Source organism: Porphyromonas sp. COT-290 OH860 (assembly GCF_000768935.1).
Lineage (GTDB): Bacteria > Bacteroidota > Bacteroidia > Bacteroidales > Porphyromonadaceae > Porphyromonas.
The window spans coordinates 91,544-118,212 of sequence record NZ_JRAR01000013.1 but is presented as its reverse complement, the minus strand read 5'-3'; the positions used below and the strand labels follow the sequence as shown (position 1 = coordinate 118,212).

The following is a 26,669-nucleotide window of genomic DNA, read 5'->3' as shown; positions in this document are numbered from 1 at the left end:
ACTCATTGCTTACCAAGCCTTGGAGAAGAAGCCTTCACTAGACTTAGAGCATGTCGTCAGCACCCTAAAAAGAGCATAAACTTACGCCGAACTCACGTTAAAGATATTAATAATCAGGGATATACACAACGTTTCTAGCCGAAAAGAGGCAAAATACCGTGCAACGGTCTCTATCGGTCACTGCTACATTTTTTGAAGACAAATAATTTGTGTAGCAGTAAATGTAGCAGTACTTGACCGAAATGTGACTACCAAAGTATAGGGGTTATCCGTCAGCAGATAGGGGTATATACAAAGAAAAATCGTTGTAAAACCTTGATTTTACAACGATTATCTATATTTTGAAGGGGGCTGTGAAACCCTTTTGAAACCTTCTTGCGGAGAGAGCGGGATTCGAACCCGCGAGACGCTTGTGACGCCTACACGCGTTCCAGGCGTGCCTCTTCAACCACTCGAGCACCTCTCCTTTATCCTAAAAGCAGTGCAAAGATAAAACTTTTTCGCAAACGAGTACTAAAACTGGAAATAAATGAAGGGCTGGATCTCAGCAGACCTCATCTGTATAACGGCAATCAGCAGAGCCAATACAATAGCTGCCTGCCAAACGAACTCGGCACGAGCAAAGAATAGCCTAAAACGACGCTCCAAGCGGTGACTCGTAAAGTGCAGCATATAGCCTAAGATCATCAAAGCAAACACCAATCTATACCCCTGCACAAACTGAAGGAAGACCTCTGGGTGAAAGTTCGTAGCAATCTGCGTAAGTACTTCGCCTGCCGTCTGCATCGACTCTGCCCTGAAGAATATCCAAGCAAAACATACTAAATGAAAGGTTAGTATGCGTCCCAACCAGCGGCGCCAGAGAGGAAGCTGATTGGCACCACGAGCCGAGCTTGGCACTAGGCTACACCACATCTTATGCACCGCCAAAGCAACCCCATGTATTGCCCCCCAAAGAATAAACCTCAAGGCGGCACCATGCCACAGACCACCGAGGAGCATGGTAAGCATCAAATTAATATAGGTACGTACAGAACCTTTGCGATTCCCCCCAAGTGGAATGTATAAGTAATCCCTGAGCCACGAAGAAAGTGAAATATGCCATCGCCTCCAAAACTCAGTGATGCTGGCAGACTGATATGGAGAATCAAAGTTGATATTGAAGCGAAAGCCCAATAGCAACGCAATCCCGATAGCCATATCGGAGTACCCAGAGAAGTCGCAGTATATCTGCAAAGCATAGCCATAGACACCCAACAAATTCTCAAGCCCAGTGTAGAGAGCAGGCGCATCGAAGATACGATCGACAAAGTTGAGGCTGATATAGTCCGATATGATAGCCTTCTTAAACAGACCGCTTACGATCAGAGCCAGCGCCTCCCCATACTCTGCTCTTGGCAATGTAGGCTTACGATAAATTTGGGGGATAAAATCCTTCGCCCGAACAATAGGCCCTGCCACAAGCTGGGGGAAAAACGACACATAGAAGACGTAGTCTATCCAACGTTTCAGCGGTTGTATCTCTCCTCTATATAGGTCGATGATATAGCTCATCGTCTGGAAAGTATAGAACGATATCCCTGCTGGTAGAATAATGTCCCACGCTTGCCATTCACCGAGTACCCACTCGGGCTTACCAAGAGCCAAGCCAAGCATATTCATCAAGTCGAAAAACAAACCAATAAGGAAATTGAAATACTTAAAGTAAGCCAAAACCCCGAGATTGATGAGCATACTCAAAGCAACGTAACCCTTTCGTTTACCTCTGTCTGATGTGCGGGACATCAATCTACCGATGAGGAAGTCACTCGTTGCAGCCAACACTAGAAGAATTACATAGAGACCACTGCTTTTGTAATAGAAGAATAGGGAGAAAAGTGCTACGTATACGATACGCAGAGTAGTGTATCTCCTGAGTGCGCCATAGATAGGTAGGAAGAGTAGGAAGACGAAAAAAAACAATCCACTAGAGAAAATCATCGGCGCTTTGGCATCATAGCGCAGAAGCTGTGGAATGAGAGAGAAATCCAAAGAGCTTAAAAAATCCATCACGCCCTTTATTTATGCCCCACAAGAGGCTTACTCTGCTCTATGATCTCAACCAATGCTGCAGCAATATACTCGCCATGCTTAGTATAGCCAGCTACGGTGTAGTGTGTGCGGTCTGTGTGCATCCAACCTTTGGCTAACCAATGATTAGCCTCTCGCTCTGTCCCGATACTACCATACAGATTAATCAATGTGTAGCCACGCTGACGAGCCAAATAGTCCATAGTGCGTGCAGCCGTACCCGTATTCTTGTTGTAGCTATAATTGACCACGGTACGAGGAACGGACTTTCTCTTGCCTCGAGCTCGACCACGAGCATACGCCACTCGGCTAGCGGTCTTGAGGAAGCTAGGCGGCGGTGTCGTCATCACAATCGGCAGATTGGGCAGGCTCTTCTCTAAGAGTGTAAAGAATGTAGCCATATTAGCCCGAAACTCTTCCGCTGAGAACCTAAAAGTGTAGGAGTCATTCGTCCCGAGTGACACGATCAACAGGTCTGGCTTGGCCTTAACTATACGGTCGATCTCAGCTTGTATGCTATAAGTAACATACGTAGCACCATTGATCCCCCAATGCTGCACCTGAATGCTATCTCCATACTGGCCGCACAGACGCTCTCTGATGGGAACTGTCGTGAAGCCACTAGTAATATGGCTATCTCCCAAGTGTACGATGCGTAGTGGTGTCCGATCCGTACGACTAGACTTGAACGACTGCCAAAGTGCTTGATATATTGGACTTGATGGTGCATACCAACGATAAACCTTGGGCTTGTTGGCTGCAAAAAGTGACTCTATGCTCAGAAGTAATATGAGGCATAGGCTCAAAATATATGTGCTATTGCGCTGCTTCATAATATCGTTTTTCTATTTCTAGAGCTTCCACGAATTTGCTCGCTAGCTCTCGCCCACCCTTATGATTAAGATGAGTATAATCTTTGGCGGCCTTACCCTGAGCTGCCATCTGTGTAATGCCGCCTATTGAGCGCATAGCCTTGAGCAAGCTCCAAAAGGGCAACCCTAGGTCTGCCGCCAGCATCTCTTGCTGCTTGTGCAGCTCTATGATAGCCGGCATAGTGGTCATTGAGCCAGACGAACGCTGGGCCCTATCCGACACACCTAGTAGCATGACGTCGGCCTCGGGATAGAGCTGTCGTAGATGTTGTATGGCTCGCTTCATTTGCTTGGCATACCCACGATAATCTCGCTGTTTGGCATTGGCCACATTGAGGCCGTACTGTAGAATAATCAGATCGTACGGGCGTAAACGCCCAAACGTTTGGTTCAGATCAACGTCTAGGGAGGACAACAATAGCCCTGAGTTCCCTCGTAGCGACATATTGTCTACCGTAACGCCACGGCTCTGCTCTAGGGCTATACCATAGCTCGTCATGGAGCCAGCTCCGCTGGTGAGCGCCATCTTGATGCTCGTAGTCGGAGGTGTGGCATAGGTATAGGTGGACATAGCTACGCCTTGCTCTGTGGCTGGGAGGTGAAGCTCTTCCTCACCACTATCAGTCGTAATCTTAACGGAAAGAGGCTCCGTGGCTTGATAGTACATAGTGGCACGATCGAATGCACCCATTCCCTTAGGCAGGCTATAACGAGACCATGCACTACCCTCTGGACGAAAGATATGCCCAGAGATAATATGACGCTCTCGCTTGCTGTGTAACATTGACTGATCCTTCCAACCTCGGAAGTCATGCCGTACCGACATACGAAATCCAGCAGTCGTACTGCTCATCGGCATCCACCCCACACCCGAACCTCCATATAGGGTCTGGAGCTTAGAGCGCAAAGCATCGGTAAAGATATCTCCCTCAACAAACGAATCTCCCAGCACAGCAATACGAACCGATGCATCTAAAGATTGGCACTTAGCAAGACTAGAGAAAAAGCGTCGAAGACCCGTACGGGTTTGGCTATAGTCTACAATCTCAGTGCTGATACTATCCTCTTCTGACCAGCTCTCTGTATGGATCCGTTCATATACTTGAGCCCGTCTTACCTGCTCTTGCTCTATCGCCTGTGCGTCACTGTGTGATGCATCTTCCCCTTCCAGCTCTATAGTTGGAGTTTCGTACATATATACATCTAGATCGATAGTATCAATCACCTCTGTGGATCTCTCGACACGAAGATCTGCCAGCATATCAATAGGCTTAGGCTCCCAGCCTCCAATACTCCTAGGCAAGTAATATAATAGTAATAGCCCCAGCATCACAACTAGTAATAGGGCATACATACGATAGAAGTAATCTTTCGTTTTTTTCATCCAGCGTCAATCAATATCTGCTTATTTGCTTCTCCTCACTCGAGTCTTACTCTTCTCTCGATCTCGCTTAAGGCGTTTTCGCTGCTTAGCTTCCTGCTTAGTTCGCTTCTCTCGCTGCTCAGCCTTCTCTTGCATCTCATCGTAGCTAATAGGAGGTCTAGCTAACGCAGACTCACGAGGCACTTGTAGGGGATCTGAGGCAATGGCAGTTGTATCAACCGCAGCTGGCACTGCTGTGCCGAATCCGAAATCTAGCTTCTCTCCCGCAGCAGACCTAGTCTGTGCCTCTCCGTTGGTTCGCTTGCTTTGCTCCGACAGCCAATAGTCGGCAAGCTCTCTCGCCACTTGCACATTTACAGAGAGTAAACTGTCTACCCCATGTAGTAGAAAATCCAAATAGTTCCACAGCATATCGGCTCTATTGAGCCGAGCAATATTAGTCTGCGAGATGGGAAGTATTGCCAAACGACCCAAAGTGCCGTAGCTATCATCGGAGATAAGCTGATTGAGGTATAACTCCAGAGCATACGTTGTGGTAAATTTACCTACCGCTACAGCCGGCATATCAAGCTCATTCAACGCCCTAAGTGGGACTAGCGATTGCGTCTGTTTCGTGAAGTTGTACACTGCCAAGCGATAAATCAACTCAGGAGTGGAGAGCGAATCCATACCGATCAAGAGCAGTGCATAGCGATCACTTGCTCCACTAGGAGAGAACACCTCTGCTTGATCTATCTGAGTAGAGTCTACCCCTCCAGTGGCAACAGACCAATTGATTGGCTTAGGGTGACCGGCATAGATAGGGCGCCCCTCTCTCAACCCTTCAAGCATGGCCTCTACCAAAGTCTTGATCTCTTCTGGTGGTGTTATGGTCTGCAGCTCTTGAAGCTTCTCGCAGAAGCCCACAGCATTACCCGCACTAGCTTCTGCCATAGCAGAGAGAAAGAGCAGACGAGGCAGGTGCTCACTAGTCGGATAAGTTCGTTTGATCTCGCTGTAAATACTAAGAACGCTATCGGGCTGCCCATGATGATAGGCCTCGAAGGCTCGTACATACCGCCGAGCGACAGTCTGATCTCGATCTCGCAGACGCTCTAGATAATTGGGCGTAGACAGCTCTTGAGCGAGCTGAGTATTGGGGGAAGTAGCCAAATATCTGCGACGGACTTGATCTGCTTGTCCTTCATCTCCCTGCCTCAGATAGAGCAAATAGAGTCGATAGAGTATTTGCTCCGCATATTTCGTTTTTGGGAAGCGCTCTAGTACCTGATGATAAATCTTGGTAGCATCTCCTAGACGTTCTAGTTTATCCGTTAGTACACGCCCCATCTCTACGAGATTCTGCTCGATCCGGGCTTCGCTCTCTTGCTGTGCCTGTGGCGTCATGGGCAACCTAGAGAGGTAATACGCAGGGTTGTGCGGATCTTCGGTAGGTTGGGTCTCTTCTTTGACCTCACTTTGATCCGACATATTGACCTGCCCATCACCTGAACGAGCAGTACTATCGGCCCCTCCCGGGAGCTGTGATTGAATACGATCTAGGACAAAGCCATCATGCTTACGCAGGCGCCAAAGGTCCTCTAGCTTACGACGGCCCCATGTTCGCTCGAAATCTTTGCGCCCCTCGCTGAGCAGGGCATAGTTGTAGAAATAGAATTCTCCGCTCTCCCCTATCACTTTGGGAATAGATGGAGCACTGGGGGTAGTCGCCCCCGGCATACGTGCAGCGATATCCTGATTGCGCTGAGCGATAGAATCTCTAGCCCTCTGAGCAGCCTCCTCTGCTTCCTTGGCTTTGAGCACCCTGATCACACTGTCAATCACTCGGGCTCTAGCCTTCTCGTCCATGCGAGCCAAAGCGAGCACACTATCCTCTCGGTGCAGAACCTCTGCGGGCTGAGCCAAAGAGTCCAGACCTTGTGCTAGATAATTGTATGCCTTGTAGCTCGGCTCAAGCTGGGACAGAGCCGGTATGGCTTGGGTGTATGCGGCTCGGGCTGGGAGATATTGCATGCGTTGCAGATAAATCTGTCCTAGAGCGATATTGGCCAGAGCATAGTCTTGCCCTTTATTTTGGCTCGTATCTATGGCAAAGCGAAAAGCACCAATAGCCCCGAGGGTATCCCCCGAAGAGAGATAGGTGCTACCTATGGCGTAGTAGATTTGGTCGAGTTGAGTTCGATACTTACCTCGGCGAGCCATCGCCTTGAGTGACCTAAGAACATCTGTATGCCCTCTAGGCGATAGCTCTGCTCGTCTGATGCGGGCAGCAAAGTCTAGTGCAGGTCTAGGAGAGAGAGAGAGCACCTTACCGTATGAACGGTAGGCTGCTAAGGCATCGCCCGAGCTCTGCTGTAGCTGTCCGAGCAAATAATACAACCTAGCCTTCTGAGCGGCTAAGGGTTCTACCTGTGCAGCCAAGGAGAGCCAAGGTAGAGCTAAAGCCTGCTCCCCCTGAGCCAGATGGTGCTCTGCCATAGTAAAGCTATACAGAGGTTTAAGATCGTTATAGTGACTTCTATTAGTCGTATCAATGAGGGCTACTAACTGCTTACCCTCACTCGCTCGGTCCGCAAGACTGAGGCAACGGACCTGCCAGAGCAAAGCTACATCTCGAACCTCTGGCGAAGCCTCATAGAGGCGAGCAATGTAAGCGAACGTAGCCATAGCCTCATCGACATCAGCATTGTAGAGCTGAGCCTTGCCTAGCAACAGCCAACTTTGATGCAAAAATGGATTATACTCGCCTCTGAGCTGCTCTGCTACGGCCTTGGGATCCTTCCGCCAACCGGGTTTGCGTGCGGGTTTAATGCGAATGCTATGTTCTTTAATGGCCTTCTGTGCCTTCTCTACTGAACGATCGAATGAGCCTCCAGACTTCTTATCCGTACCTCGTACCTGTGCTATCTTATAAGCAATGAGGTCTGGGGCGATAGGGCGTGTGTAGCTCTCGTTTTCACCCTCTAGTAGTGAGCGGTAAGCCTCGTCGAAGGCGGTCTGTCCGTTGTAGTGTACGTTATACCTTGTCGTCAGGTTATGGTATAGACGGGTAGCACTATTGTTTTTCTTAACCGTACAGCCCCAACCTAGCCCGAGTGCTATAAAACATAGGACTAGCCACAATGGATGGAAAATAGAGGAGCGAAAAACAGCTTTCATACGGTCATCATATACGGTTGTCTATACGATACGCAACTGTAGCCGACGCAAAAGCTTCGCACAGCCCAACATTAAGAATAGGACCAGTATGATCAGTACCCCCGAGGGGACAGCTAGCAAATAGTAACTAAGCAGAAGACCCGAGATATTCGCAAACAAACATACCAAGACAGAGCCAAGCATTAGCCGCTTGAAGTCGGCGACAAAGAGCCCTACTATACTCTGTGGCAGAGTGAGCAAAGACATCAAAAGCATAATCCCCACTAGCCTGATGCACAATACCAAGCCTACTGATACGATCACAAGCATAAACATATTCCAGCGGTCCGCTCTCACACCTCGTGTCCGAGAGAAGTCGGGATCGAAAATGGAATATAAAATGGGACGATAGAATAGACCCAAGCAAAGCAATAGCAAGGAACCAAAGCCCGCAAGCCACAATAAATCAGTCGAGCTAACCAGCAAGATATTACCAAAAAGGTAAGAAGAAAGGCCCGTTGTATAGCCGGGTGTAAGAGTTAGAAACAGAACACCCAATGCCATACCAAGAGCCCAAACACCAGCAATAGCAGAGTCTTCTCTGATCTCTCCACCTCGGCTCAGAGAGCTAATGCCAAGAGCGGCCAGTACGGCAGCTACTCCAGCAGATAATATGGGGCTAATACCTAAGTAAACCCCCAGTCCCAGCCCTCCGAATGAAGCATGCGTAATCCCTCCACTAACAAAGACTATGCGGCGTACCACAATATAAGATCCTATCAGCCCACAAACTAGAGCTGATAGAACAGACGCCCAAAGTGCGTTTTGGAAGAATTGAAACTCAAAAATGCTAGCCACGCCCAGAGCCTACTACTTAATTAATGATGATGTGCGTCTGGCCCGTGCTCCATATGGTAGGCTCGGCACTCGCCTACGATGAGGAAAACCTCTGGTTTAAGATCCTCGGGAAGCTCTATCTGACGTAGTTGCAAGCTACGCACCCATCCTGCCACATCATCTTGGTTTAGTGTGATGAGGATATCTCGAAACTCATCAACTGCCTCGGCTGAATAGTCGCAGGCCTGAGTACCATGGAAGCGGTCGAGCTCCTCGTCATCGTAGTAGACAATCCGTGTGCTGACTGCAGAGAGCAAGCTATCTCGCTCGCAGGTCATGTGCATACCACAGCAACCGCCTACACTGACTGGACGCTCGGGCTCAACTTCCACTGCCTCGCCACGTGCGATTTTAGCTTGACGAATCTGTCCTTGTATCCAGTCGACCAAGGCAGCGACAGCCCCAAGGGCTAGAAGGGCGATAACTGCCCATGTTATATTCATACTCTTGTTCCTCTTAACTATATCACTTGCTAAATAGGGCTTCGCAGATGATTGGGGACACACATCAAACGCCCAGATGTATCTATCTATTGCCTCGCAAGTTTACAACAAAAGTACAATAAAGATGTTTCAATCCACGCATAGACCATTTTAGCTTCAAGGGACTGTACCGAAAACTCACTTCCAGTACAGCCCCTTGGCTTGACTAAATCACTCTAATATCTAGAAGTGCTGAAGCATCTGCTTGAGGCTTTCCTTGGCATCGCCGAGGAACAGATGCACGCCCTCGGCTCGTGTGTACAGAGGATTGGGGACGCCTGCATAACCGGGAGAGAGGTCGAAGTTGCAGATGACGATCTCTCGAGCTGCGTCTACACTCAAGACAGGCATACCATAGATTGGCGTGCCCTCGGCCTCACGAGCAGCGGGGTTAAGCACGTCATTGGCACCAATCACAACTACCAAGTCCGCAGTCTTGAAGTCATCATTGATCGCGTCCATTTCGTACAGATCCTCGTAGTCTACATCAGCCTCGGCTAGTAGCACGTTCATGTGCCCCGGCATACGACCTGCCACGGGGTGGATGGCGTAGCGCACTCGAGCGCCTTGGCTAGTTAGCTTATTGGCTAGAGCTCGCACCTCGTGCTGAGCCTGAGAGAGTGCCATACCATAGCCGGGGACGATGATGACTTCACGAGCTGAGCGAAGCACCTCCGGCAGACGATCTGCTGTATTAGACTCTGCCTTGCTCGAAGCTCCCTTCTCGTCAAAAGCTGACAGCAGTCCCTCGAGGCTTTCCTTAGCATCACCGAGGAGCAGATGCACGCCCTCGGCTCGTGTGTACAGCGGATTGGGGACGCCTGCATAGCCGGGAGAGAGGTCGAAGTTGCAGATGACGATCTCTCGAGCCGCATCTACACTCAAGACAGGCATACCATAGATAGGCGTGCCCTCGGCCTCACGAGCAGCGGGGTTAAGCACGTCATTGGCGCCAATCACAACTACCAAGTCCGCAGTCTTGAAGTCATCATTGATCGCATCCATCTCGTACAAATCCTCGTAGTGTACATCAGCCTCGGCTAGTAGCACGTTCATGTGCCCCGGCATACGACCTGCCACGGGGTGAATGGCGTAACGCACTCGAGCGCCTTGGCTCGTTAGCTTATTGGCTAGAGCTCGCACCTCGTGCTGAGCCTGAGAGAGTGCCATACCATAGCCGGGGACAATGATGACCTCACGAGCCGAGCGAAGCGTATCTACGAGCGTTGGGCGTGCTGACTCACTGGGCTTAGACTCGTCTGCGACAGGAGCTGCTGTACTCTGTGGCTTGCTCGCAGTTTGTGACTGTGGTTTGGAGGTGTTTAGTCCCTCTCCAAGTAAGATGGAGGCTAGGCTACGGTTCATAGCTCGGCACATGATCTGTGTGAGGAGCAGACCGCTAGCTCCCACGACACCTCCGATTGCCACGAGTAGCAAGTCGCCCGTAGCCATACCTGCAATGGCACCTGCCAAGCCGCTAAGCGAGTTGAGTAGAGAAATGGTAATAGGCATGTCTGCACCACCGACACGAATGGCGAAGAGATAGCCAAAGAGCGTCGAGAGCACGGTTACTATCCCAACGGTGAGTGCATCTGACTCTAGATAGCCCAAGAAGATCATGACCGTGAGCGCACCGCTCATGCCGATGCACACGTTGGAGATGAAACTATGGGCAGGGTAGACAATAGGACGCTGGGGTAGGAGCTTGTGCAGTTTGCCTGCTGCCACAAGACTCCCCACTAGAGTCATCATACCAATCAAGATCGCTAGAACCGACGTACCAGCAGCGAAGCGAGGATTGTCGCTCGTCATGATACCTAGACTCATGCCTTGTAAGCTGAGGAAACCGACAAGGGCCGATGCGCCACCTCCAATACCGTTGAGCAGAGCCACAAGCTGTGGCATCTGTATCATCTGCACACGTCTGGCCAAACGCAAACCGATGAGGCTACCAATGGCGATGAATAAGTAGATCGTCCAAGCAGAGAATACCTGATGATAGACCAAAGTAAAGATAATGGCCAGCAGCATGCTTAGAGCACTGAGCTGATTGCCTGCTTTGGCTGTCTGCACACGGCTCATCATCCAAATACCGCCTAGCACCATGACGGTAAGCAAGGCGCATATACCATAATATATGTAAGGTGTCATGGGCCAAAACTATTTTTTGCGGTTGAACATGCGTAGCATACGGTGCGTCACAGCGAACCCGCCTACTACATTGACTGTGGCTAGGATAATGGCTAAGCCTCCTAGTATCTGGCTAAGCCAGAGATGCCCACCTGTGGCACTGAGCAGAGCCAGACCTGTGGCAGAGACAGCACCAACGACGGTAACGCCACTCAGAGCGTTCATACCCGACATCAGAGGCGTGTGTAACAAGCTAGGGACATTACGAATCAATAGATACCCGACGACCGTAGAGACAGCCAATACTATGAGATAGAGCAGTGGGGACATAAGTGTTGTATTCCTAAATAGTGAGTTATCAATAAGCCGAGGCTGTGCCCCTGTGATGCTACTCGCAGCGACACAGCCTCGTAGACTAGTTGCAGATTGTCTGATTACTTGGCTGCCATAGCCTCCAGCGTACCAGCGTGCACGATCTGTCCGTCGCGTGTAACGAGGATCTTGGCACAAATCTCATCATTCATGTCTAGATGTACGGCACCGTCCTTGACGAGGTACTTGACTAGATTGTACATATTGTTGGCAAACATCCATGTAGAACTCTTTGGGAGCATGCCCGGGATATTTTTGATGCCTTCTAGGATTACTCCATGCTTGACGGCTCTCTCTCCTGCTGGTGTTATCTCGCAGTTACCGCCTTGGTCAATAGAGATATCTACGATCACTGAGCCCTTCTTCATTTGGCGAACCATATCCTCGGTGATGAGTATGGGGGCAATTTTTCCGGGGATTAGGGCGCTACAGAATATCACGTCCATGTCCTTGATGACCTCCATAAGGCGCTTACGTTCCTCCACCAGCACATGCTCGGGCAGTGTATTGGCATAGCCACCCTCGGCTACGGCTAGCTCGGCTGGCACGCCAAGGTCCACGACCTTGGCCCCTAGGCTCTGTGCTTGTTCGACGGCAGCAGGGCGAATGTCGGCAGCATAGGTCTGGCAACCTAACCGTTTGGCCGTAGCTAGAGCTTGTAGTCCTGCTACGCCTACGCCGATGATCAGAGCCTTAGCAGGGGGGATCATACCTACGGCAGTACCCATCATCGGCATAAAGCTCGCCAAGTCGTTGGCTGCCATCAAGATTCCCTTGTAGCCGGCACAAGTACTCATCGAGGTGAGTGCATCTAGGTTCTGAGCACGACTGATACGTGGCACGCCATCGAGCGTCAGACCAATGACTCCCTGCTGAGCTAGTCTGCGTACCATGTCGTGATTAACTGGCGAAGCTGGGTGAATGAAGGTGATGAGGTATTGACCCTGATGCATCATATCGACCTCGTGTAGCCCGAGCTCATGGTTCATCTGGGGTTCTTTTACTTTGAGGATAATGTGTGCCTGATCGTAGATTTCACGTGGCGAATCAACTAGCTCAGCGCCTGCTGATGCATATTCTTCGTCATGGTAAAGTGCGCCAAGGCCTGCATTCTTCTGAATGAGTACTCTGAATCCGTCCTTAACAAACTTGGAAACAGTCTCTGGTGTCGCAGCTACACGAGCTTCGCCGTGCATAATTTCTTTTGGGATACCAATGATAAGCATCATTTTTAACTTTTTAAGCGTTAATATATCGTACACTTTTGTTTATATCCAACACAATGCTGCAAATATACTAAAGAAATACTAGCATCAAAGAGAAACTCAACAAAAACACATCTTCAGTTTGTTCGCAATCCTAATACCTCGGAAGTTTAGCCCCAAACATCATGCTTAGGTGCCTGCACAAGGAGCCACTGATCGCTCATGGCGTGCTACCAGAGGCCTGCCCCTCGGCACATTGCTGGTACTATACCCTACTCCAGCGGGCGAAGCTCAAGCCATGGTCCGTCATTTATGCCCCGCAAGGGGGCTACATGGGGCAAGACACACAAGTTTGGCGCCTCGTTTATCCCTCACAATCATTTGGTTTATAAAATAAACTGAATTACATTTGTAGAGTCATTGCGCACTTAATGCAGTGATATTTGTAATTACTAGTAAGCAAAGCGGACGGCTACAAGCATTTAATCACATCGTATTACTTATCTCAACACGCACACAATGGCGGCAGAAAATCTCAACCCAAAGCAAAGTCTAGAGGTCATCGAAGCGATGATCAGCAAGACAAATCGTAGAATCAACACCACGGGGGCGACCCAATTCCTCCTCTGGGGCTACGTCACAGTCCTAACAAGCCTGCTACACTACTCCCTAATGCCTTATATGACGTCTATACATCACGCCTATATCTGGCTACTTATTCCGTTTGTCGGTGGCATTATCTCTTGGCTAATGGCTCGCAGAAAGCGCCATCAACCGTATAGTAGCAGTCAGATAGACTACTTCATCAATACTGTTTGGCTCGTGAGCGGACTCAATGCCCTTGCTTGCTCCTTTGTCTTAGGGTTCTTTACGTTAATTGCAATCATCATTCTTCTAGGCTCGGCTTCGGCGATTACGGGCTTTGTCCTACGCATCAGAGTGCTACAAGTCTGCTCTATCTTGGGTATGGCGATTGGTTATGGCAGCATCATACTCGACCGCACTCTAGACATGCTCTCTTACAGGGATTATAGTCTGGTGTTTGGAGCCGTCTTTTTCGTCATGCACTGTATCCCGGGGCATTACCTCTATGCGCAAATACGCCGAGAGCTCAAGAGTACACCTAATGCGTCTGTCGTATGAGCGACGTGATCAACTTGCCAAGCCTCGACCCACTACTCCTCTCCGAGCTCAGACTCTCGATCATGTCGATCTTGCTCTCGCTAGAGGAGGCGGACTTTCTCTATATTAAGGAAGCAACAGGAGCCAGCTCGGGCAATATCAGCGTACAGATAGACAAGCTCGCATCGGCAGGCTATATCACCATTGAGAAGGGCTTCATCGGCAAGCGAACACGTACTACGTGTCGGCTCTCGCCGCTTGGGCGAGAGGCTTTTGTCAAGCACTTCGAGGCTTTGAAATCATATCTCCCTAATTCTAATAAGTTATGACCATCTCTACCAGATTTATGTGCATCGCACTGCTGATGACCTGCTCGAGCCTAGCCGAGGGCCAGACCCTAATCAAGGGACGAGTGCTCGACGGGCGTGGGCGCCCGATACGCCTAGCGAATGTGTACCCGGCAGACTCTTTCGACGGCACAGCGACCGATTCGCTCGGCCACTTCTCTCTCTCGACGGAGGCACCGCTCCCTCTAAGCCTCGTCGCCTCGCATCTGAGCTACGAAGCCGATACCATTGTGCTCAAGCGTATGGAAGACGCCCAAGACCTCACCTTTCGCCTCAAGGAGAAGCTATCGCTGACGCTAGAGGAGGTTGTAGTGAGTGCCTCTGCTCTACGCTTCAACGACCGCAAAGGCCAAGCCGTCATGAAGCCGATGGACGTCTACACCAACCCAGCAGGCTCGGGCGACCTAGCCCTATCTATGCGGCAGATGCCGGGCTTGCAGCATGTGGGGCAGACAGAGGGCTTCTTCGTGCGTGGAGGTGCTGCGTGGGAGACGAATGTGAGCATCGAGGGGATACGTGTCCAGCGTTTCTTCGGCAAGAATGGACACAACACCCCCACGAGGGCACGCTTCGAGACGGGTATGTTCCAAGGACTAAGCCTAGCCACTGGCGGCTATGGTGCAAGCAAACAGGGCGGTCTGAGCGGATTGCTCGAGCTACAACTCTCGGGGCAGTCGCCTTCGTCGCTCAATGTATCGCTCGCATCGGTCTTCGCTGGCATCGGCTGGGGCTACCTCTCACCCAAGAAGACGACCTATATTGAGCAGGGAGTGAGCGTCATTGAGGGCTCTGCCCTTAGGCTGATGCTTAGGGACGAGTACAAACTGCCCGAGGCTCCTTTCGGTATGATCTATCATGCTCGACTAGCTTGGTCACCGACAAAGCAGGACGACGTCAAGGCGCTCGTGATGATGCGCCGAGATAAGCACACCTCACTCGCCCCAGCTCCCACACCCTATGGCACCACCTCGGAGCTATACAAGGGACGCAACGACTATGCTTTCGGCATGGGGCGCTGGCGCCATCATTTCCAAGACGGCTATACCAAGACTACACTTGCCGTTGGTCTTGGCTGGGACGACAATAAGCTCCACATAGCCTACCCCGACTGGCAAAGCCGCAGCCTCGAGATGACGTCACGAGAGCTAGATGCCCAGATACGTTTGAGGCTAGACACACGCCTCTCCTCGCTCAAGGTGGCTGGTGGTCTGGACTATGCCTACGTCCGTGCCAAGGCTGCTCTACGGCAGAGGCAGGGCATTGGCTCGATAGCTGATGCGACCTCATCGGCTTGGGTTGAGGCTTTCTACCCTATTAGCCGCTCACTATCGCTTGAGGGTGGGCTAAGGCTGGAGCATTCGTCCCTCATTGGCTCGGCCACACTGCTTCCACGGGCTGCGCTTGCTCTGCGCTTGCATCAGACTGGTACCCTAAGCCTAGACCTCGGTAGATATGCAGCCCTAGGCGACTACTACCTGACACATGGGATACAGCCCAACGCTCGAGAGGAGGCCTATCAAGCCAACCTAACCTACGAATGGCGTCCCAAGCTGCATCATCTGCTACGCTTACAGATCTATAACAAAGAATACAGCAGCCTCACTCGCCTGCATCACAACTACCGAGTGGACAATCTAGGCCGTGGCTATGCTCGTGGAGTCGATGTATTCTGGCGAGTTACACGCCTTATCCCCAACGTTGAGCACTGGCTCTCCTACACCTACACCGATGCCCGTCGTAGCTGGCTGTATGCTCACGAGCTAGAGCAACCCGACTTCGTCGCCACGCATACAGCCTCGGCCGTGATCAAGTATTGGTGCAAGCCTATCTCTTCGCTCTTCAACCTCGCCCTAAACTACCGCACGGGTATGCCCTATCATAATCCTAACAGCAAGGCTCGAGGCTACTACAACGAGCTCAATGACGAGAGTTTCGGTCTGAGCTTCTCGTACAACTATCCGTTTATGCTTGGCCGTATGGCAGGTGTGGTCGTGGCTAGTGTGGAGAATATCCTCAATGCTGCCCCAACCTTCGGCTACCGCTACTCGCCCGAGCCTAATGCTCAGGGGCACTACTCGGCTACACGCATCACTACACCCTATCGGCAGGTCTATATGCTCGGCTTCTTCGTCAATATCGGTGTAGATAGACGAAAGGAAATCATGAATACAAACCTCTAAATACATTAATAATAATGAAGCGAATAACGACTCTCCTACTCTGCGCTCTGCTCTTGCTCTGCTCGGTGAGCCTTGGCGCCCAAAGCTCAGCCTACCAACGTGCGATGACCGAGCGTACTGCCAAGCTAGACTCTGCCTCGATTGAGGTCTTGCAGAGCTTAGCAGCGGACTTTGACCGATTTACTCTGATGACGGGAGCAGACTGGACAGCTCCCTATTACTCGGCTTACTGCCGTGCCATACAGGCCTTTGCCGACAGTGAGGCAGCCGACCGCCTCGCCGAGCAGGCAGAGCAATACCTAGAGAAGGCGACGGAGCTAGGGGGCGATGCTTCCGAGATTGCCTGCTTGCGTAGTATGCTCTTCGCCGCTCGCCTGCAAGTCAATCCGCAGACACGCTGGCAGATCTATGGGCCAGAGAGCGCTAAGCAGCTCCAACTAGCCCAAGAAGCCAACCCCAATAACCCGAGAGTCTACCTGCTACAAGCCCAGTCCGTGGCCTATACGCCAGCAGCCTATGGCGGAGGTAAAGACAAAGCGCTACCGTCTATAACCAAAGCACTAGAGCTGTACACGAAGCAGTCGCCCGAGCCAGCCTATGCGCCACACTGGGGAGAGGAGCAAGCTAAGGCACTCTATCACTTCTGCACAGCCGAGGAGGCGAGATAAACCCACCTCAATGAAGATATCTAAGGGGTTGCATCAAGGTAAAACTTGGTTGCAGCCCCTTCTCCATACCCTAGAGTTAGTACCTATAAATCCTCTAGTAGCCTACAATGATTGATTTCATCTATTACTTACCTTCTGGTATTATAGTACTCATTAGTCAGTAATACGCATCATTTAGCTCTAGAGCAGACGTCTTATAAGCAAGCTATTGGTGTCGCTACTCTAGAGAAATATCGGCCTCAACGACTTCTCCAAGCATCATTTCACAAACACCTAGTTATCATTGACTTAGCATAGACCTATCAAAGCCTAAAATTTGAGACGTCTCAATCCGAAAATTCAGACGTCTCAATCGTGCTGTTCAGACGTCTCAATTTTCGGATTGAGACGTCTGAATTTTTTGTTTGAGATGTCAGTGCATTTTTTAGCATTTTTTTGAATGATTTTCGGGGGGCGTTAGTCCGATTATTCGCACTTGTAATTAACACTTTTTTGAGCCGAAAAAAATCGCACCACAATCCATGCCATCTATTGGTTTGGCTCGGATATTTGTTATACATTTGTCTGTTTCCTTATGAAAAGCACTCTAGTGAGGGTAAAGCCTTCAACTTCTCTAGAGGAAAAACATCATGAAGGCATATACAATTTATTATGGCTAATAGACCATTGGCTTACGTACTCGTTGAGCGGAAAGCAAGTTTCGGGAAGATGGCAGGCAAGACTGTCCTACAAGCTCGTCCCACTGGTAGAAAACGTATTGATCATCGCAACTTCTGCGAGGAGGTGGCTCGTGCAACCACTTTTACCGGCGCAGAGGTGGAGGCAGTGCTTCGTCTAGCTGCCGAGATTGCGAAGCAGCACGTGGAGAACGGCGATATTGTGGACTTTGGGGACATCGGTACGCTCAGTCCGTCATTTCAGAGTAAGCTAGTTGAGAAGGGCAAAGAGAAGTTCAATGCCAATGTGCACATCACTAAACCCGTCGTGCGGCTTAGTGCATCACGCAAATACTTCGCCCTTAGCAACGTGAGCTATGAGCAAACACTCGTCAAAGCCCGCAAAAGCATCGACACACCGCCAAGCGACACCGACAGTGGTGGCAGCAACTCTGGCAGTGGCAGCGACAGCAGTAGTGGTGGCGGTGGCAAACTGCCAGAGGCAGGCTTGTAAACTCGCCTAAGCTCCAAGACAAACATCGCAAGCGAGCGACTCTACACAAGGCACTCCGTGACCTACACAGCGTCCAGTAGGGCCGAATGACTTATCCTAAAGAGTACACCAAAGGGGCTACGTCTAAGTATTATCTAGACGCAGCCCCTTTGGTATGTCGTGCTCTCGGTCGCCTACCGACTACTCTTGGTAGTAGAGCCGCTGTATGCGGTGCGAGAGTGTGGTGAGTATCTCGTAGCTAATAGTGCCACAAGCCTGTGCCATCTGCTCGAGCGAGCGCGCCTCGTCTGCGAAGATGAGGACCCGATCGCCCTCTCTGGCCTCTGGCACATCGGTTATATCAATCATACAAGCGTCCATGCAGATGTTGCCGATAGTTGGGCACAGCCGACCTCTGACGGCCACAGACCACGCACCATTGCTCAGCATACGCCTAAAACCATCGGCATAGCCAATGGGGATAACGGCTAGGCGTGTGGGACGAGCCACCTCCCCCCGACAACCATAACCTACCATCGAGCCAAGTCCGACGTCTTTGATTTGTAGAATAGTAGTAGAGAGGCGAGCCACAGACTTGAGGTTGGGCTGCTGCGTAGGGCTAACGCCATACAGACCGATGCCTAGCCGAGCCATATCGAAGGCATATTGGGCAGCGAACCGCTCCAGACCAGCCGTATTGAGCAGATGAAGCAGGGGGCGATAGCCGAGTCCCTGCTCAAGGGTTGCGTGCGCCTCGAGCAGATAGTCCGCCTGTGCCTTGGTGAAGTCGTCCCACCTTGCTTCGTCTGCCGAGGCCAAATGGCTGAATACACTCGCCACCGATAGGCTCTCGGTTCGCTCGAGCAGGGCGAGCACTTGTGGCAGCTCATCGAGCGAGAAGCCTAGGCGGTGCATACCACTATCTATCTTGATGTGTATGGGTCTACGCTCTAGGCCTCGTGCCTCGGCTTCCTCGATCAGACCACTAAGCAGAGCCAGACTGTAGACTTCGGGCTCTAGATTGTATTGGAAGAGTGTTTCGCTACTCGATAGCTCCGGGTTCATCACGATGATAGGGCTACGGATCCCCTCCAAGCGTAGTGCTTTGCCCTCATCAGCCACCGCCACGGCCAGATAGTCCACACGGCTCTCCTCAAGTGTGCGTGCTAGCTCGAGGGCTCCGATGCCATAGCCGTCGGCCTTAATCATGCAAATAATCCGCCCTTGACGTGGTAGCAGGGAGCGGTAGTAGGCTAGATTGTGGCGCACTGCCGAGAGATTGACCTCGAGCGTAGTCTGATGCTCTAGGCGAGAGAGCTCTCGATAGATGCGCTCGAAGCCAAAAACTCTAGCTCCTTTGAGCAGAATACAAGCCCTATGCAGATCGTACAGAGCAGATGAGCCAAGTAGCTCCTCGGTCGTAGCGAAGTGCGTGCAGGCAAACGAACGGCGCTGCTCGAGCAACCTGCCGATAGTAGGCCCGACAGCGAAGACTTCGGCGACCTGATAGGCCTCGAGTAGCTCCGCCACCTGAGCGTAGAGCTCGTCGGCAGAGAGGGGGCTCTGCTCTATGTCGGACAAGACGACCACAGCCTTGGCATTGGAGCTCTGCACACGTCTGCGCTGGAAGTCGAGCGCCATACGCAAGGCATCGAGATCGTTGGAATAGGAGTCGTTGATGATCGTATTGCCTCGATAGCTCTCTTTAACCTCCAGACGCATCTCCACAGGACGCAAGCGGTGCAGCAGACCGATGGCAGTAGGCAGATGATCGGGGCATAGTACAGCGATCGCAGAGAGCGACGTCAGCGCATTCTCTATGCTCGCCTCGTCGCTCATGGGCAGTAGTGCCTCGTAGACTTGCCCCGAGTGGTGTATGCGCAGTAGCGTTTCGTCGCCACACTTCTGGCTCTGCTCTAGCCAGAGCAGGGCAGAGCGATCGGTACGGCTCCAGCCACGCAGACGCCCAAGTAGCCCCAAGCGCTCGAGGCTGGCACCGATGAGCGGGTAATCAAGCGGAGCAATAATAGACTCAACCGAAGCGAAAAGTTTGAGCTTCTCGTCTAGAAGCGCCTGAGCCGAGGCGAAATGCTCGGCGTGCGCACTACCCAAGCTCGTCAGTATGCCCACCGAGGGCGCAATCATATCGGCCAAAGCCTGCATCTCACCGGGATAAGAGATGCCCGCCTCGATGAGTGCCAGCTCGTCCGATGCCTCCAGCTCCAGCAAGGATAGGGCAACGCCAATCTGCGAATTGTAGCTACGAGGCGAGCGACAGATGTGCTTGTAGTAGGGGCGCAGTAGCGTATAGAGAAACTCTTTGACTATGGTCTTGCCATTGCTGCCAGTAATGCCGACCACAGGCAGGTCAAAATGCGCACGATGATATGCCGCCAGCCTCTGGAGCGCACGAATGGAGTGCTCGACCCGAACGAAATTGGCTTCGGGGCAACTCGACAGATAGGCGGCGAAGTCGTCCTCAACAATGAAGGTACGCACACCTCTCTCGTACAGCTCTCGTATGTAGCGGTGCCCATCGCCCGATGAGGTGCGTATGGCGATGAACGCAGTACCGTCGGCTCTAGAGAGCGAGCGGCTATCGGTTAGCCATATGTGTAGCTCCTCACTCTGTACCAACCGAGCTTGTCGGGCGGAGAGGAGATCGGCAAGAGCGTCTGATGTTATATGCATAGTACAATACTCATATTATAATTGATCTAATCGGAGAACCACGAAGACAAGTCCGCCTCGGGGAAGCGGCGCTCGAAGGCTCTAAGGCGCACGAGTAGCTGCTCTCGTCTAAGGTCAGCCTCGGGGTGATCGGCATGCAAAGGGCGATGCTGGTACTCGCTACGCAGACGCGCCAGATGCGTCATGGCCTCCAAGCACTCGGGCGAGCAAGCCCACTGGACGAAGCGATCGCCCACGATACGTGCCGTCTGGGCAGTGGGGTGCAGCATATCCTCGGCGTAGAAACGGTAATCTCTCAGCTCGTCCTGTACGATCTCGTATGCAGGGAAGTAATGTATGCGATCGGGGAATAGCTTGTGTAGCTCCTCGTTCATCAGCATCAGCGTAGCCTTGCTCAGCTGATTGCCATGCGCTCCGTCCCTAAGATGACGCACGGGACTAATCGTGGTAATAATCTGTAGCTCGGGGCACTTGGCCAGTAGTGTGCCGAGCACGTCCTGCCACGGAGCGACCAATTCGCCCACCGAGAGGAGGCGGCGCTGGAAGTAGTAGTCGGGGAGTTTGTGGCAGTTATTGACCACTCGGCTACTCTCCTTGAGGTAGTAGACGAAGGCAGTGCCCCAAGTGAGCAGGAGGAAAGAGGTCTTCGGCAGGGCCTGCACAGCTCGCTCATAGTCGGCATTGATCAGACTAAGGGCTCTATCGGGGTCTGCACTGGAGTAAGCTCCGTGGTGATCGAAGCTGTGGAATAGACCATCGTGCTCGATAAGCTCGTCTAGGGTGTAGGCTCTATGCTCCATAAGCCGCATGAGCGACCTCAAGATAGAGAGCGGATTGTACTGTATGCCGAAGGGATTAATCACGATGCTGTGCCCAGCATCACGCAGCATGGCTCCGATGTGCTCGCTAAAGCACGAGCCTAGACTCATCACTCCCTGCCCGTAGTCTAGTGGGTCGAAGGTGCGACGAGGCGTCTTAACGACTGTCTGTAGCTGTGTCATTGCTTGTCTTCTATTTATATACGACAAAAGTACTAAATAGCCAGCTAGCTCTGTGTCTATACAAAACAAGTTGATAGAGGAGAGCCAAAGCCCCCTCTATCAACTCGCCTTACTTCGTATGATACGTATCTAAGCTATGCTAGCCCTCCCAGAACGTGAGATCTGGCGCTTGAGCTTCGACCCGCTTCTCCAACTTATCGGGCAGATTGTAGAATAGATCTAGCCCTGTCTTTTCCTCCAGCTCGTCGATGGAGATGACTACCGACTCAGTAGCAGGGAAGTTCGCTTTCTTCCTACCATATATCTTATGCTCCACCCAGAAGGCTAAAGCTTGGACTGTAGTCCCCTTACGAACGAGCATCGCCATCCAGTAGTAGCTTGGCCTTGCCATTGGTACTCCTTCGGGTAACGTGTACGTGCCGCTCTTAATCGAACCGCCCTTGGCGACATACATCACATCTCTGAAGCTATTATCTCTCCCCCACTTCTGCACCTTATCCTCTAGATGCTGCCAATAGCCTTGATTGAAGTCCGAGAGCTGTGGGCTCACATTCGAGAAATAGAACGTTTGCTTCTCTGCTTCTTGCGTCATTCGCCTATCATTGGAGGCCACCATGTGCCCACGGTCATAGCTGTTCTGATCCAATTGATTGTTGTGCGGATACCATTGTGCAAAGAGATCGACCGTGCTCCATGATTGAGGAATGTGCGTAGAGTCCCATAGCCATTTGCCACTACGCTTCACTCCTTTGCCCTTAACAGAGTTGTGGCTGTCGAAAGTGAACGCTACCCAACGAGGGTGACGGATGTCGGTATCGTATTCGGTTGAGTAGTTTACCGATCCGTCTTGCAGTGTGTAAGTGATGTTGTAGATGTTTGCGCCCATAATCCATCTAGGTAGCTCGTAGCGCACGCCTTCGAGCGGGAAGTCTTCGTTGTCTGCTGGAGGTGTTGGAGGCGTTGGGGGAGCTGGAGGTGTGTCAGGTCCGTCGGGGTTGGGATTAGGCTGATGCCCTCCGCCACCTGAAGACAGATCTATATAGTCATTACCCCAGCCAGCCTCAGTCTTAGGGCCATAGAGGCGCTTATTCTTTTTGTCGATGTACCAGTCGCCTTCCTTACCGAGATTGTCTTGTGGAGCTCCTTGACCTCCGTAGATGCGAGAGCCGTCACGGCCGGGATCGCCTTTATCGCCCTTAGCGCCGTCTTGGCCATTCTTGCCGTCACGACCGGGATCACCCTTGTCCCCCTTAGCGCCGTCTTGGCCATTCTTGCCGTCACGGCCGGGATCGCCCTTGTCCCCCTTAGCGCCGTCTTGACCATTCTTGCCGTCACGGCCGGGATCGCCCTTGTCACCCTTAGCGCCGTCTTGACCGTTCTTGCCGTCACGGCCGGGATCGCCCTTGTCACCCTTAGCGCCGTCTTGGCCATTCTGACCATTGTCGCCCTTCTCTCCTTTCTGACCGGCAATGCCCTTGAGGCTGATCGGCTTGCCCCAGCCTAGAGCCGTTTTGGCTCCATACAACTCCGAAGTCAGCAGGTCGATGTAGTAGTCGCCAACCTCTCCCAAACTTGGAGCTGGAGCACCTTGCCCCGAATGAATGACACTACCCTTACGTACCTCTATACGCTCAATGATCTTCTCTGGCGTACAAGCACTGAAGGGTAAGACGAGAACTGCGGAACATATTAGTCCCCAAAGCAAGTGTTTAACTGATCGTTTCATGGAAATAACGATTAATTAGTATTAAAAATCAATTAATTACTTCTTCATAGTTAGACAAAAATGCAGAAGCCGTAGCCTAATCCGAAAGACGATCATTTTCTACAGCTTCTGCGTTGTACATAATTGTGATTGCTTTTAGTGATCCTAAGATACCTAGCGGTTGAGTCGTTTGCGCTCCGTTTCGTCAAGGATAATCTTACGCATACGTTGCGAGTGTGGTGTAATCTCCACATATTCGTCGGGCTTGATGTACTCCAGCGCATCTTCCAGACTAAATACTACGGGTGGCGCGAGCGCTACTTTGTCATCACTGCCCGAGGCTCTCATATTAGTTAGCTTCTTGCTCTTGCAGACATTGACCACCAAATCGCCCTCTTTGCTGTGTTCGCCGATGACTTGGCCAGCATAAACTTCCTCTTGTGGAGAGATGAAGAAGCGTCCACGACTCTGCAAGTTGTTGAGTGCGTATGCAAAGGCTGTACCCGTCTCTAGGGCTATGATCGAGCCATTGTTGCGCCGGTCGATATCTCCCTTCCATGGCTGATACTCAAGGAAGCGGTGCGCCATGACTGCTTCGCCTGCCGAGGCTGTCAGTACCGCATTGTTTAGCCCAATAATGCCACGAGAGGGAATGTTGAACTCGAGGAAAGTCCTATCTCCCTTAGTTTCCATCATCGTCATCTCTCCCTTGCGGCGAGTGACCATGTCAATGATTTTGCTGGCGCTCTCTTCGGGCAAATTGACCGTCAAGTGCTCGATAGGCTCATGCTTGACGCCGTCTATCTCACGGATGATCACCTGAGGCTGACCTACTTGTAGCTCATACCCCTCTCGACGCATCGTCTCTATGAGAACCGAGAGATGGAGCACGCCTCGCCCATAGACGAGCCAGCTATCGGCCGTATCGGCTGGCTCTACACGCAGCGCAAGGTTCTTGTCTAGCTCACGCATCAGGCGATCATGTATATGGCGGCTAGTAACGAACTTACCCTCCTTGCCATAGAAGGGCGAATTATTGATCGTGAAGAGCATACTCATCGTAGGCTCATCGACAGCAATCGTTTCTAGAGCCTCTGGGCAAGAAACATCGGTAATACTCTCGCCTATCTCGAAGCCATCAATGCCCACTAGGGCGCAGATATCTCCCGAGGAAACGGAGTCTACCTTAGTGCGTCCTAGCCCCTCGAAGATATTAACCTCCTTGATGCGCATCTTGCTGGTCGAGCCATCACGCTTGCAGAGCATCACGTCCTGCCCCTCTCTGAATGTACCACGGTGCACACGTCCCACGGCAATACGCCCCACATAGCTAGAGAAGTCTAGAGAAGTGATGAGCATCTGGCTAGGGCCGTCAATCTGCTCGGGCGGGGGGATTTGCTCAAGGATTGTGTCGAGCAGTGTGGTGATATCTTGGGTAGGCTCGTTGAAGTCTTTGCTCATCCAGCCCTGCTTGGCGGAGCCATATATTGTTTCGAAGTCTAGCTGGTCCTCGCTTGCTCCGAGGCTAAACATCAGGTCGAAGACCATATCCTGCACCTCACTGGGGCGGCAGTTGGGCTTATCAACCTTGTTGATCACAACGATGGGCTTCAGACCCATCTCAATGGCTTTTTGTAGCACGAAACGAGTCTGAGGCATTGGCCCCTCGAAAGCATCTACGAGAAGTAGACAGCCATCTGCTAGGTTAAGTACACGCTCCACCTCGCCACCAAAATCGGCGTGCCCGGGCGTGTCTATGATATTGATCTTAACATCACGGTAGCGAATGCTCACATTCTTCGATAGGATCGTGATGCCTCGCTCACGCTCTAGATCATTATTATCTAGGTAGGTGTCTACCTCAGCGGCTTTGTCGTCTCTAAAAAGTTTCCCTGCCAGTAGCATCTTATCCACGAGTGTAGTCTTACCGTGGTCTACGTGGGCGATGATGGCAATGTTTCTAATATCTTGCATTTATCTCATTAATTCTTGGCTGCAAAGGTAATACAAAATCTGAGGGCACTACATCAACAATCACCACTAGAAAGTAGGAATAGAAGGGGTTGTCACGAGGGACTGACTAGCATAGAGCATCTATGCAGTTCCAGAAGCTCCGAGCTAGGCTGTGCTTGCCAGCCAGATTACGTTCACTCGGAGGGAGCATCATACCATATGCGCAGTTGCTCGGTCTTGATACATTTGCGTTAAGGACTGTAAACTCCTTGGCACCAAACCAGAGATGATGCCCAAGAGGTTGAGCCGAAGCGATAGGTGATCGTGGAAAGATTGAAGGACTAACTCCCGGCAATTGATGGACTAATACTCTAGGAGATGTCCATCAATCTGATCAAGTTAATGGGAAGAAAAACCGAGATGGAAGGGACAATCTGACTATCTGGCGCAAAACACAAAACCAGACATCTGGTTATCAGCACATTAAAAAAACCATGTTTAAGAGGGGGATTCTCCGACTATGGGGCGAGAGAGCCGAAACGACTCTAAACGCCGTGTAGCCCCTCCTAGGGGGCAAATACGGGATCTATACTTTTTTCATCAAGCCACGAAAGACTTTCCCATAGACATTCTGAAAAGTGATCAAAAATATAAATATCGCCACTTGCAGAAATAGCTCTAAAATTGGGGAGCAAGGATATCGTAGCGGTAAGCCAAGGCCTACCTCTCCTGCCAAGGGCTGGCACACTTAGAGGAGAGCGACGAGCCTTGGGCACTACGAACGAGAGTTATCCTCTTGGGGCTTCTGCTCTCGTAGCCTCTCGTAATCTTGCCGATCCATCATATTGTGGTAGAGTAGTGCTTCCTCAAAATCTTTGTCCTCTGGACACTCTAGATGCATCTGTATGCCCAAGGGGTCGAGGTGTATGAGCGAGAGTATACGATCTTGGGCATCGTAGCCCACGACTGCCTCACCGTCCTCGCTACCAGCCCAGTGACGAGCCACCATAGTGCAGTAGGTCGAGAAGAACTTAATGGCTCGCTCTGCCAGAGCTTCTCTATCTCTACAATAGGCCTCCGCTTCTGCCTCATCGACATAGTAGGCATCTACCCTTACACCTCGCCGATCAATCTTGTACTTACCCAAGAAGAGTTTCTCCTCTCTAGGCTTATTTGCTGTTTTCTTCTTCATTGCCTCTTTTAGGTTGGGGATCATATCAAACACAAACTCTCAGTCGGCAGCTCTACACGCCCACACAAATCGTATGCAATCTCAAGGTGCGTGGGCAACAACCTGCCAATC

The 26,669-nt window shown here is 51.3% G+C and carries 19 protein-coding genes and 1 tRNA gene; 5 read left to right on the top strand and 15 right to left on the bottom strand.

The genetic code is table 11. From position 1 onward, the window contains the following. Window positions 1–378: 378 nt before the first annotated feature. The 10 genes from HQ41_RS02180 to HQ41_RS02135 form a co-directional block, all read right to left on the bottom strand. Window positions 379–466 (bottom strand) — tRNA-Ser (locus HQ41_RS02180). Window positions 467–513: 47 nt separating this feature from the next. Next, on the bottom strand, window positions 514–2,049 hold the full coding sequence (locus HQ41_RS02175; RefSeq protein WP_044187253.1) for an MBOAT family protein: 1,536 nt from the start codon (window positions 2,047–2,049) through the stop codon (window positions 514–516). Between the two features lie 8 nt (window positions 2,050–2,057). After that, entirely contained in the window at window positions 2,058–2,903 is an 846-nt protein-coding gene (locus HQ41_RS02170) for a GDSL-type esterase/lipase family protein (RefSeq protein ID WP_052405236.1), read from the bottom strand. Further along, entirely contained in the window at window positions 2,887–4,326 is a 1,440-nt protein-coding gene (locus HQ41_RS02165; protein WP_044187251.1) for a hypothetical protein, read from the bottom strand. The genes HQ41_RS02170 and HQ41_RS02165 overlap by 17 nt, the downstream gene beginning before the upstream one ends. 21 nt (window positions 4,327–4,347) lie before the next feature. Next, on the bottom strand, window positions 4,348–7,485 hold the full coding sequence (locus tag HQ41_RS02160; RefSeq protein ID WP_044187248.1) for a lipopolysaccharide assembly protein LapB: 3,138 nt from the start codon (window positions 7,483–7,485) through the stop codon (window positions 4,348–4,350). Between the two features lie 21 nt (window positions 7,486–7,506). After that, window positions 7,507–8,322, bottom strand: a complete 816-nt coding sequence (locus HQ41_RS02155) for a metal ABC transporter permease (protein WP_044187246.1) — start codon at window positions 8,320–8,322, stop codon at window positions 7,507–7,509. Window positions 8,323–8,342: 20 nt separating this feature from the next. Next, window positions 8,343–8,804, bottom strand: coding sequence for a phospholipase (locus HQ41_RS02150; RefSeq protein ID WP_369794211.1), 462 nt, complete (start codon window positions 8,802–8,804; stop codon window positions 8,343–8,345). Between the two features lie 222 nt (window positions 8,805–9,026). Then, the gene (locus HQ41_RS02145; protein WP_044187244.1) at window positions 9,027–10,994 is read right to left on the bottom strand and encodes an NAD(P)(+) transhydrogenase (Re/Si-specific) subunit beta; all 1,968 of its coding nucleotides are present in this window, start codon (window positions 10,992–10,994) and stop codon (window positions 9,027–9,029) included. Between the two features lie 9 nt (window positions 10,995–11,003). Next, entirely contained in the window at window positions 11,004–11,303 is a 300-nt protein-coding gene (locus HQ41_RS02140; protein WP_044187242.1) for an NAD(P) transhydrogenase subunit alpha, read from the bottom strand. A 104-nt stretch (window positions 11,304–11,407) separates the two neighbouring features. Then, entirely contained in the window at window positions 11,408–12,574 is a 1,167-nt protein-coding gene (locus HQ41_RS02135; RefSeq protein WP_235300201.1) for an NAD(P) transhydrogenase subunit alpha, read from the bottom strand. Between the two features lie 495 nt (window positions 12,575–13,069). On the opposite strand from HQ41_RS02135, the gene HQ41_RS02130 reads away from it, so the two are divergent. The 5 genes from HQ41_RS02130 to HQ41_RS02110 all read left to right on the top strand — a co-directional run bounded on the left by HQ41_RS02130 (window position 13,070) and on the right by HQ41_RS02110 (window position 18,037). Continuing rightward, window positions 13,070–13,693 (top strand): hypothetical protein, encoded by a 624-nt coding sequence (locus tag HQ41_RS02130; RefSeq protein WP_044187239.1) that lies wholly within the window; start codon window positions 13,070–13,072, stop codon window positions 13,691–13,693. Beyond that, window positions 13,690–14,001 (top strand): transcriptional regulator, encoded by a 312-nt coding sequence (locus HQ41_RS02125; RefSeq protein ID WP_044187237.1) that lies wholly within the window; start codon window positions 13,690–13,692, stop codon window positions 13,999–14,001. Before HQ41_RS02130 ends, HQ41_RS02125 begins: the two co-directional genes overlap by 4 nt. Continuing rightward, window positions 13,998–16,199 (top strand): TonB-dependent receptor, encoded by a 2,202-nt coding sequence (locus HQ41_RS02120; protein WP_044187234.1) that lies wholly within the window; start codon window positions 13,998–14,000, stop codon window positions 16,197–16,199. Before HQ41_RS02125 ends, HQ41_RS02120 begins: the two co-directional genes overlap by 4 nt. A 14-nt stretch (window positions 16,200–16,213) precedes the next feature. Beyond that, on the top strand, window positions 16,214–16,867 hold the full coding sequence (locus HQ41_RS02115) for a hypothetical protein (RefSeq protein ID WP_044187232.1): 654 nt from the start codon (window positions 16,214–16,216) through the stop codon (window positions 16,865–16,867). Window positions 16,868–17,518: 651 nt separating this feature from the next. Beyond that, a complete protein-coding gene (locus HQ41_RS02110; protein ID WP_081964722.1) occupies window positions 17,519–18,037 on the top strand; it encodes a histidinol phosphate phosphatase in 519 nt (172 codons plus the stop codon). A 180-nt stretch (window positions 18,038–18,217) separates the two neighbouring features. Here HQ41_RS02110 and HQ41_RS02105 read toward each other — a convergent pair whose 3' ends face one another. The 5 genes from HQ41_RS02105 to HQ41_RS02080 all read right to left on the bottom strand — a co-directional run bounded on the left by HQ41_RS02105 (window position 18,218) and on the right by HQ41_RS02080 (window position 26,558). Next, a complete protein-coding gene (locus tag HQ41_RS02105) occupies window positions 18,218–20,707 on the bottom strand; it encodes a bifunctional UDP-N-acetylmuramoyl-tripeptide:D-alanyl-D-alanine ligase/alanine racemase (RefSeq protein ID WP_044187230.1) in 2,490 nt (829 codons plus the stop codon). 26 nt (window positions 20,708–20,733) lie between these two features. Further along, entirely contained in the window at window positions 20,734–21,708 is a 975-nt protein-coding gene (locus HQ41_RS02100) for a GSCFA domain-containing protein (RefSeq protein ID WP_044187226.1), read from the bottom strand. 139 nt (window positions 21,709–21,847) lie between these two features. Further along, entirely contained in the window at window positions 21,848–23,434 is a 1,587-nt protein-coding gene (locus HQ41_RS09245; protein ID WP_081964721.1) for a DNA/RNA non-specific endonuclease, read from the bottom strand. Window positions 23,435–23,587: 153 nt separating this feature from the next. Continuing rightward, window positions 23,588–25,387, bottom strand: a complete 1,800-nt coding sequence (gene typA / locus HQ41_RS02085; RefSeq protein ID WP_044187223.1) for a translational GTPase TypA — start codon at window positions 25,385–25,387, stop codon at window positions 23,588–23,590. 754 nt (window positions 25,388–26,141) lie between these two features. Continuing rightward, window positions 26,142–26,558 (bottom strand): hypothetical protein, encoded by a 417-nt coding sequence (locus tag HQ41_RS02080; protein ID WP_044187220.1) that lies wholly within the window; start codon window positions 26,556–26,558, stop codon window positions 26,142–26,144. Window positions 26,559–26,669 lie beyond the last annotated feature (111 nt).